The organism is Pseudorhodoferax sp. (assembly GCF_047601025.1).
Taxonomy (GTDB): domain Bacteria; phylum Pseudomonadota; class Gammaproteobacteria; order Burkholderiales; family Burkholderiaceae_C; genus Pseudorhodoferax.
Genome location: NZ_JASGJZ010000001.1, coordinates 327,584 through 343,024 on the forward strand (window position 1 = coordinate 327,584; position 15,441 = coordinate 343,024).

A 15,441-nucleotide genomic window follows, 5' to 3' on the forward strand; every position below is an offset into this window, starting at 1 on the left:
CGATTCACCAGGAGCCCGACATGAACGCCACGCCTGCCTTCGACACCCGCCAGCTCGACCAGTTGGCCCACCGCCGCGCCCGGGCCAAGCTGGGCTGGTACCTCCACGCCGCCGTGTACGCGGTGGTCAACGCCGGGCTGATCGCCCTGTCGCTGGCCAGCGGGCGGCACTGGGCCATGTTCCCACTGCTCGGCTGGGGCCTGGGGCTGTTCTTCCACGGCCTGGCGGTCTGGGCCTTCGCGCCGGGCAGCCCGCTGATGGGCCGCATGGTCGAGCGCGAACGCGAGCGCCTGCAGGACCGGACCGGCCGGCGGTAGGCCGCCCGCCCGCTTGCGTCTTCGTCAAGAATCCGCCACACCCGAACCGTGCCGAACGCCGCCATGCCGACCCTGCTGCGCCACTACCTGCACGTGCTGGCGCTGTGCTGCATCGTCGCCGTGCTCACCACGCTGATCTGGCCGACCCGCGTCTACCTCGTCCAGCTCGTCTATTCGCTGTGCATCGGCAGCCTGTGCTGGGGCGTGATCGAGACCGGGCGCGCCCTGGTGCCCGCGCGCCACTGCCACCCCTCGGCCGACGGCGGCAAGGGCTGGCCCCGGGGCTGGCGCGGCGCGCTGGTGGTGGCCTGCGGCATCGCGGTGGGCTTCCTGGCGGGCGACTGGCTGGCGCTGCAGCTCGTGGGGCCGGGCGACGGCCAGCACGCGCCGGCCCCCAACAAGAGCTACGTGGGCCTGTACATCACCATCCTGGCCGGCGCCGCCGGCGCCTTCTACTTCCACGCCCGCGGCAAGGCGGCGGCCATGGCGGCCAGGATCGCCGCCGCGGAGCGCGACGCCAGCGAGGCCCGGCTGAAGCTGCTGGAGGCGCAGCTGGAGCCGCACATGCTGTTCAACACGCTGGCCAACCTGCGCGTGCTGATCGCGCTGGACCCGCCGCGCGCCACGCGGATGCTGGACCACCTGGTGGCCTTCCTGCGCGCGACGCTGCAGGCCTCGCGCAGCACCGAGCACACGCTGGAGCAGGAGTTCTCGCGGCTGCGCGACTACCTGGAGCTGATGGCGGTGCGCATGGGGCCGCGCCTGCGCTTCGTGCTGGAACTGCCGCCGCCGTCGGCGCAGCGCCCGGTGCCGGCGCTGTTGCTGCAGCCGCTGGTGGAGAACGCGGTGCGGCACGGCCTGGAGCCGCAGGTCGCCGGCGGCACGGTCAGCGTGCGTGCCTGGGAGGACGGGGACCGGCTGTGGCTGGAAGTGACGGACGACGGCGCCGGCCCGGCGCCGGACGGCGCGCCGCAGGGCACGGGCTTCGGGCTGTCGCAGATCCGTGCGCGCCTGGCCACGCGCTACGGCGACCTCGCCGGCCTGCGGACCCAGGCGGGCCCGCAGGGCGGCATGCAGGCGCTGCTGTGGTTGCCATTGCTTCCTGCGGCGCCCGGCTAGGGAATGCGCCGCAGAAGAATGGCCAGCAGGATCACATACAAGACAAGAAAGATTTCCAGCATGTACGCGACGTAGCAAATGCCGCGCCTGACAAAAAACTGCAAAATATTTCATAGAGAATCAACATGTTGCAATCTCGATCGCGAAATGGTGCACAGGGGCACTTGACTTGTGCACAGCAGCATGTCAATCAAATCGACATGGCGTTTCCATGGATGCGCGCGCCCTGATCGCCGAGGACGAACCGCTGCTCGCCGAGGCGCTGCGCCGCGAGCTGGCCCGCGCCTGGCCGGCGCTCGATGTCGTGGACAGCGTGGCCGACGGCGCAACGGCCGTGCGCCAGGCCCTGGCGCTGCTGCCGGACGTGGTGTTCCTGGACATCCGGATGCCGGGCCAGAGCGGCCTGGACGCCGCCGTCGAGCTGGCCGAGCGCTGGCCGGCCGCCATGCCGCTGCCGGCCGTGGTGTTCGTGACCGCGTTCGACCACTACGCGGTGCAGGCCTTCGACGCGCAGGCGGCGGACTACCTGGTCAAGCCGGTGCAGCCGGAGCGCCTGGCCCGCACCGTGCAGCGCCTGCAGGCGCGGCTGGCGCAACGCCGGCAGAGCCAGGCGGACACGGACGCGCAGACGCTGGCGCAGCTGCGCGACTGGCTGGCGCGGCAGGCCGGCCCGCTGGGCACGGCGCCTGCAGCGGACGGCGCTGCGCCGCTGGCGCAGATCCAGGCCGGCGTGGGCAACGCCATCCACCTGGTGCCGGTCGAGCAGGTGCTGGCCTTCGAGGCCGCCGACAAGTACGTGCGCCTGCTGACGGCCGGCCGCGAGTACCTGATCCGCACCCCGCTGAAGGAGCTGCTGCCGCGGCTGGACGCGCAGCGCTTCTGGCAGATCCACCGCGGCACCGTGGTGCAGGCGGCCGCCATCGACACCGTGGTGCGCGACGAGCACGGCCGGCTGCAGCTGACGCTGCGCGGCCTGCAAGACGAACGCTTCGCCGTCAGCCGGCTGTACGCCCACCTGTTCCGGGCGATGTAGGCGGCACGGCCTGCGCGCATTCGACCAGCCAGTCGCGCAGCAGCGCCAGCGCCGCCGGCGGGTCGCTGCGCTCCGGCCAGACCAGGTAGTAGCCGCGGCTGCCCTGCAGCGGCCGGTCGCAGGCCACCACCAGGGTGCCGCGCGCCAGGTCGTCCTCCACCAGCAGGCGCGGCACCAGGGCCACGCCCAGGCCGTGCGCGGCGGCCGTGGCCGACATCGAGAACAGCTCGTAGCGCGGCCCGCTCTGCCAATGCGCGGCCGCCACGCCCATGGCCTCGAACCACTGCCGCCAGGCGTCGGGCCGGGTGCTCTGCTGCAGCAGCGGCAGCGCCGCCACCTGCTGCGGGCTCAGCCGCCTGCGGCCGGCCAGCAGCGCGGCGCTGCAGACCGGCACGACCTCCTCGCTCATCAACAGGACGGCGCGGGTGCCGGGCCAGTTGCGCACCTGCTCGGGCGTGCCGGCGTACAGCGCGGCGTCGAAGCCGTGGTCGCTGAACAGGAAGGGGCGCGTGCGCGTCTCGATGTTGACGGTGATCTGCGGGTGGCGGCGCGCCAGGTCCGGCAGGCGCGGGATCAGCCAGCGCGTGGCGAAGGTGGCCACGGCCGCCAGCGCCAGCGAGTCGCCGGCCGCCTGGCCGGCCATCGCGTTCAGCGTATCCAGCTCCAGCCCGTCGAGCCGGCGCGCGACCTGGCGCGCATAGTCGCGCCCGCTGCCGGTCAGCGCCACGCCGTGGCGCGTGCGGCGGAACAGCACCACGCCGAGAAACGCCTCCAGCGCCGCGATCTGGCGCGAGACGGCGCCCTGGGTCAGCGCCAGTTCCTGCCCGGCGCGGGTGTAGCTCTCGTGCCGGGCCGCGGACTCGAAGCAGACCAGGGCCTGGGTGGTGGGCAGCTTGCGGCGCATGGTATTCGCGATCCACACATTTCAGGCGTCCGATCGTAGCAACTGTCCGCCCCAGATGTGCATGGAGCGCATATCTCGATCAGCAATCATCGTTTGCCGGCGCGCACGCCCTGCGGCTAGGATGGCGCCTCTTTCTTTCACCTGCCCCCTCCAAGGAGACGCCATGGCCACGGCCCGATTCGACTGGCAAGACCCCCTGCTGCTGGACCAGCAACTGAGCGCCGACGAGCGCGCCGTGCGCGACGCGGCCCATGCCTACTGCCAGGGCAAGCTGGCGCCGCGCGTGCTGGAGCAGTTCCGCCACGAGAAGACCGACGTGACGATCTTCCGCGAGATGGGCGAACTGGGCCTGCTGGGCCCGACCATCGCCGAGCAGTACGGCGGTCCGGGGCTGAACTACGTCTGCTACGGCCTGATCGCGCGCGAGGTCGAGCGCGTGGACTCGGGCTACCGCTCCATGGCCAGCGTGCAGTCCTCCCTGGTCATGGTGCCGATCGACGCCTTCGGCACCGAGGCGCAGAAGCAGAAGTACCTGCCCAAACTGGCCCGGGGCGAGTGGATCGGCTGCTTCGGCCTGACCGAGCCCGACCACGGCTCGGACCCCGGCAGCATGGCCACCCGCGCCCACAGGACGGCGGGCGGCTACCGGCTCAAGGGCAGCAAGATGTGGATCACCAACAGCCCGATCGCCGACGTGTTCGTGGTCTGGGCCAAGGAGGTCAGCGAGGGCGGCGCGGTCGGCCCGATCCGCGGCTTCGTGCTGGAGAAGGGCATGCAGGGCCTCAGCGCCCCGGCGATCCACGGCAAGGTCGGCCTGCGCGCCTCGATCACCGGCGAGATCGTCATGGACGACGTGTTCGTGCCCGAGGAGAACGCCTTTCCGGAGATCCAGGGCCTGAAGGGCCCGTTCACCTGCCTGAACAGCGCACGCTACGGCATCAGCTGGGGCGCGCTGGGCGCGGCCGAGGACTGCTGGCACCGCGCCCGCCAGTACGTGCTGGACCGCCGCCAGTTCGGCCGTCCGCTGGCGGCCAACCAGCTGATCCAGAAGAAGCTGGCGGACATGCAGACCGAGATCACGCTGGGCCTGCAGGGCAGCCTGCGGCTGGGCCGCATGAAGGACGAGGGCATCGCCTCGGTGGAGGTCACCTCCATCCTCAAGCGCAACAACTGCGGCAAGGCGCTGGACATCGCCCGCATGGCGCGCGACATGATGGGCGGCAACGGCATCAGCGACGAGTTCGGCGTGGCGCGGCACCTGGTCAACCTGGAAGTCGTGAACACCTACGAGGGCACGCACGACGTGCACGCGCTGATCCTGGGCCGCGCCCAGACCGGCATCGCCGCCTTCGGGAACTGAGCATGGCGACCACCGCTACCGGCGCGCTGGCCGGCCTGAAGGTGCTGGACCTCTCGCGCGTGCTGGCCGGCCCCTGGTGCACCCAGATCCTGGCGGACCTGGGCGCCGACGTGGTCAAGGTCGAGCTGCCGCGCGCCGGCGACGACACGCGCCACTGGGGCCCGCCGTTCCTGAAGGACGCCCAGGGCCACGACACCACCCAGGCCAGCTACTTCGCCGCCTGCAACCGCAACAAGCGCTCGGTCACGATCGACATGGCGCGGCCCGAGGGCCAGGCGCTGATCCGCCGCATGGCGCGCGAGGCCGACGTGCTGGTCGAGAACTTCAAGGTCGGCGGCCTGAGGAAATACGGGCTGGACTACGCCAGCCTGGCGGCCGAGAACCCGCGCCTGGTCTATTGCTCGGTCACCGGCTTCGGCCAGGACGGGCCGTACGCCGCGCGCGCCGGCTACGACCTGCTGATCCAGGCTTCCAGCGGCATGATGAGCATCACCGGCCGCGCCGACGGCGAGCCCGGTGGCGGCGGCGTGCGCGTGGGCGTGGCGCTGACCGACCTGTTCACCGGCGTCTACGCCTCCACCGCGATCCTGGCCGCCCTGCGCGCGCGCGACGCGACCGGCCGCGGCCAGCACGTGGACATGGCGCTGCTGGACGTCGGCATGGCCATCCTCGCCAACCAGGCCACCGGCTACCTGAACACTGGCCAGGTGCCGCAGCGCCAGGGCAACACCCACCCCAGCCTCGCGCCGTACCAGGACTTTCCGACGGCCGACGGCGCGATGCTGCTGGCGATCGGCAACGACGGCCAGTTCGCGCGCTTCTGCGAGGCCGCCGGCCATCCGGAATGGGCGCAGGACGCGCGCTTTCTCACCAACACCGCCCGCGTGCGCCACCGCGGCACGCTGATCCCGCTGATGGAAGAGGCGACGCGCCGTCGCACCACGGCCGACTGGATCGTGCTGCTGGAAGACAAGGCCGTGCCCTGCGGCCCGATCAACGACATCGGCCAGGCCTTCGCCGATCCCCAGGTGATCGCGCGCGGCCTGCGCGTGGAACTGCCGCGCGACGCCGGCGACGGCATCGCGTCCATCGCCGGCGTGGCCAGCCCGCTGCGCCTGTCCGAGCACCCGCCGGTGCTGCGCAACGCGCCGCCGGCGCTGGGGCAGCACACCGAGGAGGTGCTGCGGGAACTGGGCCTGTCGCAGGCGGAGATCGACGCCCTGCGCGCGGCCGGGACGGTCTGAAGCCGTGTGAACGCATCCCCCGCACCCACGCGGGGATTCCGGTGAGCGTGCACGTGCATCGCCATCGCCGCGCCCGGGGCCTCGTCCTTCGGGCCGGGACACGCCAGATTCCATGCGGGCGTTGCAGTCCTGGCCCTGGCAACAAACAGCCAGGGCGGCGGCCTGCGCCTACGCCTGGGGCCCGGCGCACCCCGTCGCGGGCACGATCGACTCGCCCACGGCTTCTCTGACGCGGCGGTGCCGCTTCAGCCGCCGCGCTGGCGCAGCGCCTCGTACAGGCACACGCCGCTGGCCACCGACACGTTCAGGCTCTCCACGGCGCCGCGCATGGGGATGCGCACCAGCGCGTCGCAGGTCTTGCGCGTGAGCTGGCGCATGCCCTCGCCCTCGGCGCCCAGCACCAGCGCCACCGGCGCGGCCAGATCGGCCTGGTAGAGCGTGCGCTCCGCATCGTCGCTGGTGCCCAGGCACCAGATGCCCCGCTCCTTCAGCTCCCCGAGCGTGCGCGCGAGGTTGGTGACCATGAAGTACGGCACCGTCTCGGCCGCGCCGCTGGCCACCTTGGCCACCGTGGCGTTGATGCCGGCGGCGTGGTCCTTGGGCGCGATCACCGCGTGCGCGCCGGCGCCGTCGGCCACGCGCAGGCAGGCGCCCAGGTTGTGCGGATCGGTCACGCCGTCGAGCACCAGCAGCAGCGGCGGGCCCTGCAGGCCGTCCAGGAACTCGTCCAGCGAATGCTGCTGCGGCAGCGGCTGCACGCGCGCGGCCACGCCCTGGTGGCCGTGGCTGCCGGCCAGCCGGGCGATGCGCAGGCCGTCGGCCTCGATCAGCCGCGCGCCGGCCTCGCGCGCACGCTCCAGGAACTGGCGCATGCGGGCATCGCGCCGGGTCGGCTCGTAGTAGATCTCGACGATGGACTGCGGCGCGGTCTTCAGCCGCACGCCGACCGCGTGGAAGCCGAACAGGACTTTGGGGGCTGACATAGGGCGCGGATTATCGGCGCCAGCCGCACGCCATCCGTCAAATGGAGGATGAAGACGCCCGCCCCGCGCGGCCCAGGCACTTGGACGAAACGCGCATGAAACGCCGACGCCATAAGTTCAAGCGGTCACCCACTGCGGAGATCGCCATGCATTCCATCCCTCGCTTCACGCTCCCACGACCGGTGGCACTGCCGCGCTGGCCATGGGTTGTATGCGCCGCCGCGCTGGTCGCCCATGCTGGCCTGCCACCCGCCTGGTGGGGGCCGCCAGCGCCGCCCAGCCCGACGGTCGCCGCCCTGGCATCGGGCAGTGATTCGCTGGACTGGCTGCGCAGCGACGCGGCCATCCAGGCGCCGTACGCCGCCATGGCGCTGACGGCCGCCCTGCTCGACCGCTTCGAGGCCGGCGGCGACAGCCAGGCGCTGTTCGAAGCCATGCTGGTGCTCGACCAGCACTGGGACCGTCCGGATTTCCTGGCCTCGGGCCTGATCCAGCGCGTGGTCGAGCGCCATTGCCCGACGGCACTGCAGTTGCGGCGCTTCTGGCTCTGCGAGGCCGGCGAATGAACTCGCCCGGCGCGCGCTGACATGATCCCCGATCCGCATGCACTGGCCAGCGCCCCCTGGCTCGCGGCCATCGCCTGGGCCTACCTGGTCACCAACGTCGGCCGCATCGTGACCTACGTGCCGCAGATCGTGGCCGTCTGGCGCTGTACCGATGGCGCGCGCGCGATCTCGCTGTTCACCTGGGGATCCTGGATGGTGGCCAACGCGACCGCGCTGGCGTACGGAGCGCTGGTGCTGAAGGATCTGTTCTTCCTCGCCATCACGGGCATCAACATGTTCGGCTGCAGCGCCGTCACGTTGATCGCGGCCTGGCGGCGCATCGCGTTCCGGCGCGCGCAGCGCGGTGCTGCGCAGGCCCTGCCGCCAGCCACGCAACGCGGCTGTCTGGTGCGCGCCAACGAGCAGGAGCTCACATGCACGTCCATCGCACTGCCCCCGCGGTAGCGCCTGCGCCGCTTGGCCGGTGCCAGCTACGGAGCGCCCGCCGGCATGCAGTCCGCCAACGACACAGCCCAGGCGGCCGATCCGGCCGATTTCGCCGTCGGCAAGATGAAGCAGGTACACGTGCCGGTGCATCGGATGGATGCGCCCGACAGCCGACGATCGGCGCAACGGAAAGACCGGGCGAAGGCCTTCCGTACGCAGATGCAGGCCCACCCGCTCGCCCTGGTGAGCTCGGTGGCCATCCCTGCTCATCCCTATGGGGTCTGCAAGACCGGACTGGCGATCCGCCGTCCCGACAGCGGCAGCCTCAGCAGATCCATCGATCCGTGGAACATGCCGCGGCGAACGTCGCAGGAGTACGACCAACAGGACGCCAGGGTCGTCATCTATCTACGTCGTGGGCCGATCGATATCCCTGCAAGCCTCGAGCCGGCCCGAGCACCATGACGGCACCTGGAACTGGTGGTGTGCGAGCAGGGGTTCGGCGGCCACGTCGCCGATGGCCTGGGACCTCGACGACATCCGGCACCGCGAAAACTGGGGCCATGCGAGCGCTGTGCGACGGCCCGGCCTCGCCCCACCTCGGCGCCGTACACAAATCTGTCGAGGACCGGCCCTGCGGTCGCTTGTAGGCACGGTGCTCGCCCGCTATGGTGAACTGCCATGTCGCCCTTGCCACCCGGATCCCTGCATGCCACGGCACCGTTCGAACGGCAGCTGCCGCATCGCCTGGCGTCGGACGCGCGGCCGCATGCGGCTGAAGTGAAACACCCCCCGTCTGCGCGCTGCGCGCTGCGCCAACCTCCTCCGGGGGGCGGGGGGGCCGCGGCTCCGAGCCTGCCTGCGCGGGCCAGGACGGCCCGACGAGGCGGCTCCTCCGGAACCGCTGCGGCCTGCAAGGCACGCCTGCGGTCCGGCCAAGCCGGCCCGCGGCGCCCGTTGGCAGGGCGGCCTGCTCCGCGGTCTTTCGAACCGCTGCTTGCAACCCTGTTCCGTGCGACGCAGGCAGCGCGCCAGCGCCGTGGAGAACTGAAATGAAACCACCCCGTTTGGACTTCTCACTGCGTGTAGAAGTCCCATCCCCCTCAAGGGGCGCACCCGGCGGCCTGGCAGAGCCAGTTCCGCGGGTGCACTTGCATGGCCTGCTCCGCGGCCTTGTGAACCTTTGCCTGCAAGCCGGTTTCATGCCTTGCGGGTGGCGCGCCAGCGCCATGGAAAACTGAGATGGACACGGTCACCACACACCGCCTGCGGCTGTTCGGTGACGTGAGCTGGCACGGCGCCGGCCGCGTGCTGCCGTTCCGGCCCGAACGGCGCTTCCAGCTGCTGGCCCTGCTGGCCTGCCGGTGCGACTGGGGCACGCGGGAGCAGCTGGCCGAACAGCTCTGGCCCGAGCGCACGCCCGCCGACGCGAAGCGCAACCTGCGCAAGGTGATCCTGCAGGCCAGCTGGCTGGCCGCCGCGCTGCCACTGGCCCCGCCGCTGGAACTGCAGGGCGACCGGCTGCGCTGGGCTCCGGCCAGCGACCTGGCCGACTTCCTGCACGCGTGCGACGCCGGCTGGCATGCGCAGGCTGTGCAGGCCTACCGGCCTGGCCTGCTGGACGGCATGAAAGCAGGCCTGGGCGAGGCCGCACTGGACTGGCTGGCGCGCCAGCGGGCCTGGCTGGAACAGTGCTGGCACCAGGCCGTGCAGCATTGGCTGGCGGCGCTGGCGCACGACCCCGCGGCAACGGCCGACGCCGCCGAACTGGTGCTGGCGCGCGATCCGCTGCACGAGGCCACGCTGCGCGCACTGTTGCGTGCCTGCACGGTGCTGGGCGAACCGGCCCGCGCGCAGCGCGCGCAACAGCGGCATGCGCACCATCTGCAGCAGGAGCTGGGCCTGGCGCCGGCGCCGGACCTCGCAGCCGCTGCGCCCTCGCACGCGCCGCTGGTGCCGTCGGCGATGCCTGGCGTTGCGCCTGCGGCCGTGCACCGGATCATCGAAGCCGCCATGGACGTGGTGGCCGCCCCCGGCAGTAGCCGGCGCTGCTGCAGCGGCTGACCGAGGCCACGCACGGCATCGGCACCCTGGTGACGGCCTGCTCCTCGTTCACGCAGCCGCAGGGCGGCTTGATGGTGTGACGCATGGGCTGCATCCCGATTCGGCCCCGGCGCTTCCTGGAGCGCTACCAGGACACCCCCTGGTCGCGCGCCATGCTCGAGGTGCCGTACGGACGCGCCGTGGACCAGACCACGCTGGCTCCGCGCCGGCAGGTGGAGGACTCCCCGTTCCATGACGAAATCATCCTGCCGCAACGGATCCGCAACATGGCCGTGATTGGCATGCCCCTGGACCAGCGGCACGCCTCTGGCGGCATCAGCCTCAGTTTCGGCGGAGCGCAGGCGTCGGCACGGTCCGAGCAGGCGCAGCGGCTGCTGGAACAGGTGGCGCCCTCTCTGCAGCGCGCGACTTCGGCGATGCTGCGGTGGCAGGGCCTGCCACCCGCCACCGCACGGGAAGACAGCCTGCAGCTGCTGCCCACTGCCGCGATGATCCTGGCGGCCGACGCCCGGCCGCTGTTCGCGAACGCGCGAGCCGAGTCGCTGCTGTCGCGCGGAGATGCCCTGCGCGTCCTGCGCGGCCGGCCGCTGGCCGCCCATCCCGCCGACGTCCCGCGGTCTGGACGCGCTGTTGCGCGAAGCCGCACAGGCCCCCACCACGCCGATGACCCATCTCTGCGCCGAACTGCGGCTGCTCGGAACGACGGCCGGCGTCAGGCTGCGCATCAGCGCCGCGCCGCGCCGCTCGGCACGGGCCCGGCGTCGCGAGCGTTGCCTCCCGGTGCGGCCGTATTGCTGCTGGCCGATCTGATGGCCTGACCGGACTCCGGGGCCGGCAGGCGCCCGGGCGCAGCCCGCCGCCGTCGGCCTCGCAGCGACACGGTGAAGGCATGGACCGCAGGTGCGTGGCGATGCCGCACGCCACGGACGCGCGGCCACACACGGCAGATCTGCTGAACTGAAGCTCAGGCCGCCACGCGCCCGGCCTCGATCACGATGCGCCGCTCGCATTGCGCCGCGATCTCGCGGTCGTGCGTGACCAGCACCAGCGTCGTGCCGAGCTCGCGGTTCAGCTGGAACATCAGCTCCATGACCTTCTCGCCGGTCGCGAAATCCAGGCTGCCGGTGGGTTCGTCGGCCAGCAGCACGGCGGGCTGCACGACGAAGGCGCGCGCCAGCGCCACGCGCTGCTGCTCGCCGCCGGACAGCACCCGGGGATAGTGCGCCAGGCGCTCGCCCAGGCCGACGCGGGCCAGCATCTCACCGGCAGCGGCGCGGGCGTCGCGCCGGCCCGCCAGTTCCAGCGGCAGCATCACGTTCTCCAGCGCCGTCAGGTTGCCCATCAGCTGGAAGCTCTGGAACACGAAGCCGATCTTCTGCGCGCGCAGCGCGGCGCGCCGGTCCTCGTCGAGCGCGAACAGGTCCTGGCCGGCGATGCGCACGGTGCCGCGCGTGGGCGTGTCCAGCCCGGCGATGATCGACAGCAGCGTGCTCTTGCCGGAGCCCGAGGCACCGACGATGGCTGCGGTTTCCCGCTCGGCCAGGACGAAATCGATATCGCGCAGAATGTCGAGCGTTCCCGTCGAGTCGGCCACCGACTTGAACACGTGTTCGACAGCAACGAGCGCGGCGCCGCGGGAGACGGGCATGGAAGGGCTTCCTGGTTTGAGACGACGACACTTTATCGCCGGGCTGTACATCCCCTGGGCGGCCGGGCCTTCCCGTGCGCAGGGCCGCGGGCCGCACCGCATCCTGGTGGTCGGCGACAGCTTGTCGGCCGAGTACGGGCTGCGCCGCGGCAGCGGCTGGGTCGCGCTGCTGGCGCAGCGGCTGGCGGCGCAGAAGATCCCCGCCGAGGTGCGCAACGCCAGCATCAGCGGCGACACCACCTCCGGCGGCCGCGCGCGGCTCGCCGCGCTGCTGGCCGACTTCCAGCCGACCCTCGTGGTGCTGGAACTCGGCGGCAACGATGCGCTGCGCGGGCTGCCGCTGAAGAACACGGCCGACAACCTCGCCGCCATGACCCAGGCCGCGCAGCAGGCCGGCGCCCGGGTGCTGATCGTCGGCATGCAGATGCCGCCGAACTACGGCGCGGCCTACGGCCGCCAGTTCGCGGACCTGTTCGCCGAGGTCGCGCGCACGCACAAGGCCGGCCTGGTGCCGTTCCTGCTCGAAGGCGTGGCGGACGGGCCCGACGCCGCGGCGCTGTTCCAGGCCGACCGCATCCACCCGCGCGAAGAAGCGCAGGCGGCGATGCTGGACAACGTCTGGCCCGAGCTGCGCAAGCTGCTGCGGTAGGCGCGCCCATGGCCGTCGACCGCGTGCCGGCCGCAGAGCTGCTGTCGCGGCTGGAGCAGTTCTCCGCCATCGTCGACGCGCGCAGCGAGGACGAATATGCCGAAGACCACCTGCCCGGCGCCCGCAACTGGCCGACGCTGACGAACGAGGAGCGGCGCATCGTCGGCACCGCGTTCAAGCAGATCAGCGCGTTCGAGGCGCGCAAGCGCGGCGCCGCCATGGCGGCACGCAACATCGCCGGCCACATCGAGCGCGAGGTACTGGAATTGCCCCGGGACTGGCAGCCGCTGCTGTACTGCTGGCGTGGCGGACAGCGCAGCGGCGCGCTGGCGCTGATCCTCGACCAGATCGGCTTTCGGGTGACGCTGGTGGACGGCGGCTACAAGGCCTTCCGCCGCGCGGTGGTCGACGACATCCCGCGGCGCTTGGCGCCGCTGGCGCTGCGCGTGGTCTGCGGCACCACCGGCTCGGGCAAAACGCGGCTGCTGCAGGCGCTGGACCGCGAGGGCGAGCAGGTGCTGGACCTGGAAGCCCTGGCCAATCACCGCGCCTCGGTGCTGGGCGCGCTGCCGGGGCTACAGCAGCCGGGCCAGAAGCGCTTCGAGACGCTGGTCTGGGAACGCCTGCGCGGCTTCGATCCGGCGCGGCCGGTCTACGTCGAGAGCGAGAGCCGCAAGGTCGGTAACCTGGCCGTCCCCGAATCGCTGATGCAGGCCATGCGCGCCGCGCCCTGCCTGCATCTGCAGCTGCCGGCAGAGGAGCGCGTGGCACTGCTGCTGGAAGACTACGCATTCCTGCTGCGCGATGCCGGCTACCTGTGCCAGCGGCTCGACGTGCTGCGCGCCATGCGCGGCAACGCCACGGTCGACGGCTGGCAGGCGCTGGTCCGTGCAGGGCGCTTCGACGCGCTGGTGCGCGCACTGCTGCGCCAGCACTACGACCCGGGCTACCTTGGCTCCATCGGCCGCAGCTTCAGCGGCTTTGCACAGGCCGCGACATGGCAGGCCGAGGATCGATCGGACGCCGCGATGCAGGCCCTGGCGCGCCGCATCGCTGCGGTGGGCTGAACCTCAGGGCGCGGCCGGCGGCGGCAGCTCCGGTGCAGCGTCGTCGTCGGCCTCGTCGTCCGGCGGTGCGTCGCCCTCGCCCGGTCCCAGCAGCTTGCGCTCCGCCTTGGCCTTGAGCTTCTCCTCCTTCTTGCGCTTCTTGGCAAGCTCCCTCTGCCGCTTCTCGTATCCGTAGTTGGGTGTGGCCAATCTCGTACTCGCTTCACAACAATCCTGCGCCTGACTCTAACAGCACCCGCGCATACAGCGAAATGCCGCGAATACAAGGGCGGAGAGCCCATGGACTGTACGCAATCAGGTGCCGAATGCGTGCACCATGGCCTGCTCCAGGTCCGCCTGCAGGTCGCGCACGTCCTCCAGGCCCGCCGAGAAGCGCACGAGGGTGCCGCGGCGCAGATGGGCGGGCCAGCGCTGGCGCATCTCCTGCAGCGCGTAGGGCACCACCAGGCTCATCGGGCCGCCCCAGCTGTAGCCGAGCTTGAACAGCCGCAAGGCGTCGCAGAAGGCGTCGACCTGCGCCTGCGTGAAGCGCTCCGCCAGCACCACGCTGAACAGGCCGGCGGCGCGGCCCGGCATCTGCAGGCCGTCGCGGCCGCACAGCGCGGCCCAGTGCTCGTGGCCCGGCGAACCGGGCAGCGCCGGATGCAGCACCTGTGCACACTCGGGCCGCCCCTGGCACCACTGCGCCAGCGCGCGCGCGGTCGCGTCGTGCGCACGGTAGCGCAGGGCCAGGCTGGGCAGCGCGCGCAGCACGGCCTCCGCATCGTTGGCGCCCACGCCCAGCCCCAGCCGCATGTGCGTGAGCTTGAGCCGGTGGTGCAGCGCGTCGTCGCGCGTGACGATGCTGCCCATCAACACGTCGCCGCCGCCGCTCGGGTACTTGGTCAGCGCATGGATCGACACGTCCACCGCCAGCGGATCGTCCGGCGAGCCCAGGTCGAAGGGGTCGAAGGCCAGCCCGGCGCCCCAGGTGTTGTCCAGCGCCGCGGTCACGCCGCGCTCGCGGCAGATGCGCACCATGGCCACGAGGTCCGGGAACTCCAGCGTCACCGAGCCCGCGGCCTCCAGCCACACCAGCCGCGTCTTCGGGCCGATCTTCGCCGCCAGGTCCTGCACGTCCATCGGGTCGTAAAAGCGGTGCGTGACGCCGAAGGCGCGCAGCTCGCCGGCCGCCAGCGACTTGTTCGGGCCGTAGGCGTTGTCCGGGATCAGCACCTCGTCGCCGTGCGCCAGCAGCGACAGCGCCACGCTGGCGATGGCGGCCAGGCCGCTCGGCACCAGCAGGCATTGCAGCCCGCCTTCGAGCGCGGCCAGGCGCTCTTCCAGCGTGAACGTGGTCGGCGTGCCATGCAGGCCGTAGGTGTAGCCGGACTTGTTCTTCCAGTCGCGGCTGCGCATGGCCGCGACGTTCGGGAAGATGACCGTGGACGCCTTGAACACGCCGGGCTGCGGCGCGGCGAAGGCGGTGGGCGGAAGGTAGGGGTGGTGGATCAGGTCGGTCGTCGAACAGCTCATGCGAGCATGTTAGACCTTCCACTTCTCCAGCAGCTGCGCGGGGCGCATCGTGTCGTAGCCCTCGAAGGGCTGGTGGATCCAGGGGTTGGTCGGCAGGAACTCGACCGAGTAGTCCGGCGTGAACTGCGACACGCCCTTGGTCCACAGCACGGCGCTGCGCAGCTCGACGATGGGCGCGTAGCTGGTCTTGAGCAGTTCGATCACGGCCTTCAGCGTATGGCCGCTGTCGGCCAGGTCGTCGACCAGCAGCACGCGGCCGGCGATCTCGCCCTTGGGCGTGGTGATGAAGCGCGCGATGTCCAGCGAGCCCTGGCGCATACCGGCATCGGCCCGATAGGAGCTGGTGGACATGATGGCCAGCGGCTTGTCGAAGATGCGCGACAGGATGTCGCCGGGCCGCATGCCGCCGCGCGCCAGGCACAGGATGGTGTCGAACTCCCAGCCCGACTGGTGCACCTTGATCGCGAGTTTCTCGATCAGGTTGTGGTACTCGTCGTAGCTCACGTACAGGTGTTTGCCGTCTTCGGTCAGCATGGGAGGTTCTCC

The 15,441-nt window shown here is 71.6% G+C and carries 18 protein-coding genes; 12 read left to right on the top strand and 6 right to left on the bottom strand.

Annotated features, from left to right (window positions below; all coding sequences use genetic code 11):
• Nucleotides 1–20: 20 nt before the first annotated feature.
• The 3 genes from QM782_RS01545 to QM782_RS01555 all read left to right on the top strand — a co-directional run bounded on the left by QM782_RS01545 (nucleotide 21) and on the right by QM782_RS01555 (nucleotide 2,469).
• Nucleotides 21–317 (top strand): 2TM domain-containing protein, encoded by a 297-nt coding sequence (locus QM782_RS01545; RefSeq protein WP_415201181.1) that lies wholly within the window; start codon nucleotides 21–23, stop codon nucleotides 315–317.
• A 63-nt stretch (nucleotides 318–380) separates the two neighbouring features.
• Complete coding sequence (locus tag QM782_RS01550; RefSeq protein WP_415201182.1) at nucleotides 381–1,436, top strand: sensor histidine kinase; 1,056 nt, start codon at nucleotides 381–383, stop codon at nucleotides 1,434–1,436.
• Between the two features lie 211 nt (nucleotides 1,437–1,647).
• Nucleotides 1,648–2,469, top strand: coding sequence for a LytR/AlgR family response regulator transcription factor (locus QM782_RS01555; RefSeq protein ID WP_415201183.1), 822 nt, complete (start codon nucleotides 1,648–1,650; stop codon nucleotides 2,467–2,469).
• Here the strand turns inward: QM782_RS01555 and QM782_RS01560 are convergent.
• Nucleotides 2,432–3,373, bottom strand: coding sequence for a LysR family transcriptional regulator (locus tag QM782_RS01560; protein ID WP_415201184.1), 942 nt, complete (start codon nucleotides 3,371–3,373; stop codon nucleotides 2,432–2,434). The genes QM782_RS01555 and QM782_RS01560 overlap by 38 nt on opposite strands.
• A gap of 163 nt (nucleotides 3,374–3,536) precedes the next feature.
• On the opposite strand from QM782_RS01560, the gene QM782_RS01565 reads away from it, so the two are divergent.
• Nucleotides 3,537–4,733, top strand: coding sequence for an acyl-CoA dehydrogenase (locus QM782_RS01565; protein WP_415201185.1), 1,197 nt, complete (start codon nucleotides 3,537–3,539; stop codon nucleotides 4,731–4,733).
• 2 nt (nucleotides 4,734–4,735) lie between these two features.
• A complete protein-coding gene (locus QM782_RS01570) occupies nucleotides 4,736–5,977 on the top strand; it encodes a CaiB/BaiF CoA transferase family protein (protein WP_415201186.1) in 1,242 nt (413 codons plus the stop codon).
• Between the two features lie 245 nt (nucleotides 5,978–6,222).
• Here QM782_RS01570 and rlmB read toward each other — a convergent pair whose 3' ends face one another.
• A complete protein-coding gene (rlmB, locus tag QM782_RS01575) occupies nucleotides 6,223–6,960 on the bottom strand; it encodes a 23S rRNA (guanosine(2251)-2'-O)-methyltransferase RlmB (RefSeq protein WP_415201187.1) in 738 nt (245 codons plus the stop codon).
• Between the two features lie 146 nt (nucleotides 6,961–7,106).
• Between rlmB and QM782_RS01580 the strand changes: the two genes are divergently transcribed.
• The 5 genes from QM782_RS01580 to QM782_RS01600 all read left to right on the top strand — a co-directional run bounded on the left by QM782_RS01580 (nucleotide 7,107) and on the right by QM782_RS01600 (nucleotide 10,834).
• Nucleotides 7,107–7,526, top strand: coding sequence for a hypothetical protein (locus tag QM782_RS01580; RefSeq protein ID WP_415201188.1), 420 nt, complete (start codon nucleotides 7,107–7,109; stop codon nucleotides 7,524–7,526).
• Between the two features lie 21 nt (nucleotides 7,527–7,547).
• Nucleotides 7,548–7,970: a hypothetical protein gene (locus QM782_RS01585; RefSeq protein WP_415201189.1), complete on the top strand. Its 423-nt coding sequence runs from the start codon at nucleotides 7,548–7,550 to the stop codon at nucleotides 7,968–7,970.
• 45 nt (nucleotides 7,971–8,015) lie between these two features.
• Nucleotides 8,016–8,417 carry a hypothetical protein gene (locus tag QM782_RS01590; protein WP_415201190.1) on the top strand — a complete coding sequence of 134 codons (402 nt, stop codon included), beginning with the start codon at nucleotides 8,016–8,018 and terminating at the stop codon, nucleotides 8,415–8,417.
• A gap of 777 nt (nucleotides 8,418–9,194) precedes the next feature.
• Nucleotides 9,195–10,016 (top strand): AfsR/SARP family transcriptional regulator, encoded by an 822-nt coding sequence (locus QM782_RS01595; RefSeq protein WP_415201191.1) that lies wholly within the window; start codon nucleotides 9,195–9,197, stop codon nucleotides 10,014–10,016.
• An 83-nt stretch (nucleotides 10,017–10,099) separates the two neighbouring features.
• Nucleotides 10,100–10,834: a hypothetical protein gene (locus QM782_RS01600; protein ID WP_415201192.1), complete on the top strand. Its 735-nt coding sequence runs from the start codon at nucleotides 10,100–10,102 to the stop codon at nucleotides 10,832–10,834.
• A 146-nt stretch (nucleotides 10,835–10,980) separates the two neighbouring features.
• Here the strand turns inward: QM782_RS01600 and QM782_RS01605 are convergent, their stop codons facing one another.
• Nucleotides 10,981–11,664, bottom strand: a complete 684-nt coding sequence (locus tag QM782_RS01605) for an ABC transporter ATP-binding protein (protein WP_415201193.1) — start codon at nucleotides 11,662–11,664, stop codon at nucleotides 10,981–10,983.
• Here QM782_RS01605 and QM782_RS01610 point away from each other — a divergent pair.
• Both QM782_RS01610 and mnmH read left to right on the top strand, forming a co-directional pair.
• Nucleotides 11,663–12,313 (top strand): arylesterase, encoded by a 651-nt coding sequence (locus QM782_RS01610; RefSeq protein ID WP_415201194.1) that lies wholly within the window; start codon nucleotides 11,663–11,665, stop codon nucleotides 12,311–12,313. The genes QM782_RS01605 and QM782_RS01610 overlap by 2 nt on opposite strands.
• Before the next feature lie 8 nt (nucleotides 12,314–12,321).
• The gene (gene mnmH, locus QM782_RS01615; RefSeq protein WP_415201195.1) at nucleotides 12,322–13,380 is read left to right on the top strand and encodes a tRNA 2-selenouridine(34) synthase MnmH; all 1,059 of its coding nucleotides are present in this window, start codon (nucleotides 12,322–12,324) and stop codon (nucleotides 13,378–13,380) included.
• A 3-nt stretch (nucleotides 13,381–13,383) separates the two neighbouring features.
• On the opposite strand, the gene QM782_RS01620 is transcribed toward mnmH, so the two are convergent.
• The 3 genes from QM782_RS01620 to QM782_RS01630 form a co-directional block, all read right to left on the bottom strand.
• Nucleotides 13,384–13,569 (bottom strand): hypothetical protein, encoded by a 186-nt coding sequence (locus QM782_RS01620; protein ID WP_415201196.1) that lies wholly within the window; start codon nucleotides 13,567–13,569, stop codon nucleotides 13,384–13,386.
• A 105-nt stretch (nucleotides 13,570–13,674) separates the two neighbouring features.
• Complete coding sequence (locus tag QM782_RS01625; RefSeq protein ID WP_415201197.1) at nucleotides 13,675–14,895, bottom strand: PLP-dependent transferase; 1,221 nt, start codon at nucleotides 14,893–14,895, stop codon at nucleotides 13,675–13,677.
• 9 nt (nucleotides 14,896–14,904) lie between these two features.
• On the bottom strand, nucleotides 14,905–15,429 hold the full coding sequence (locus QM782_RS01630; protein WP_415201198.1) for a phosphoribosyltransferase: 525 nt from the start codon (nucleotides 15,427–15,429) through the stop codon (nucleotides 14,905–14,907).
• Between the last annotated feature and the right edge of the window lie 12 nt (nucleotides 15,430–15,441).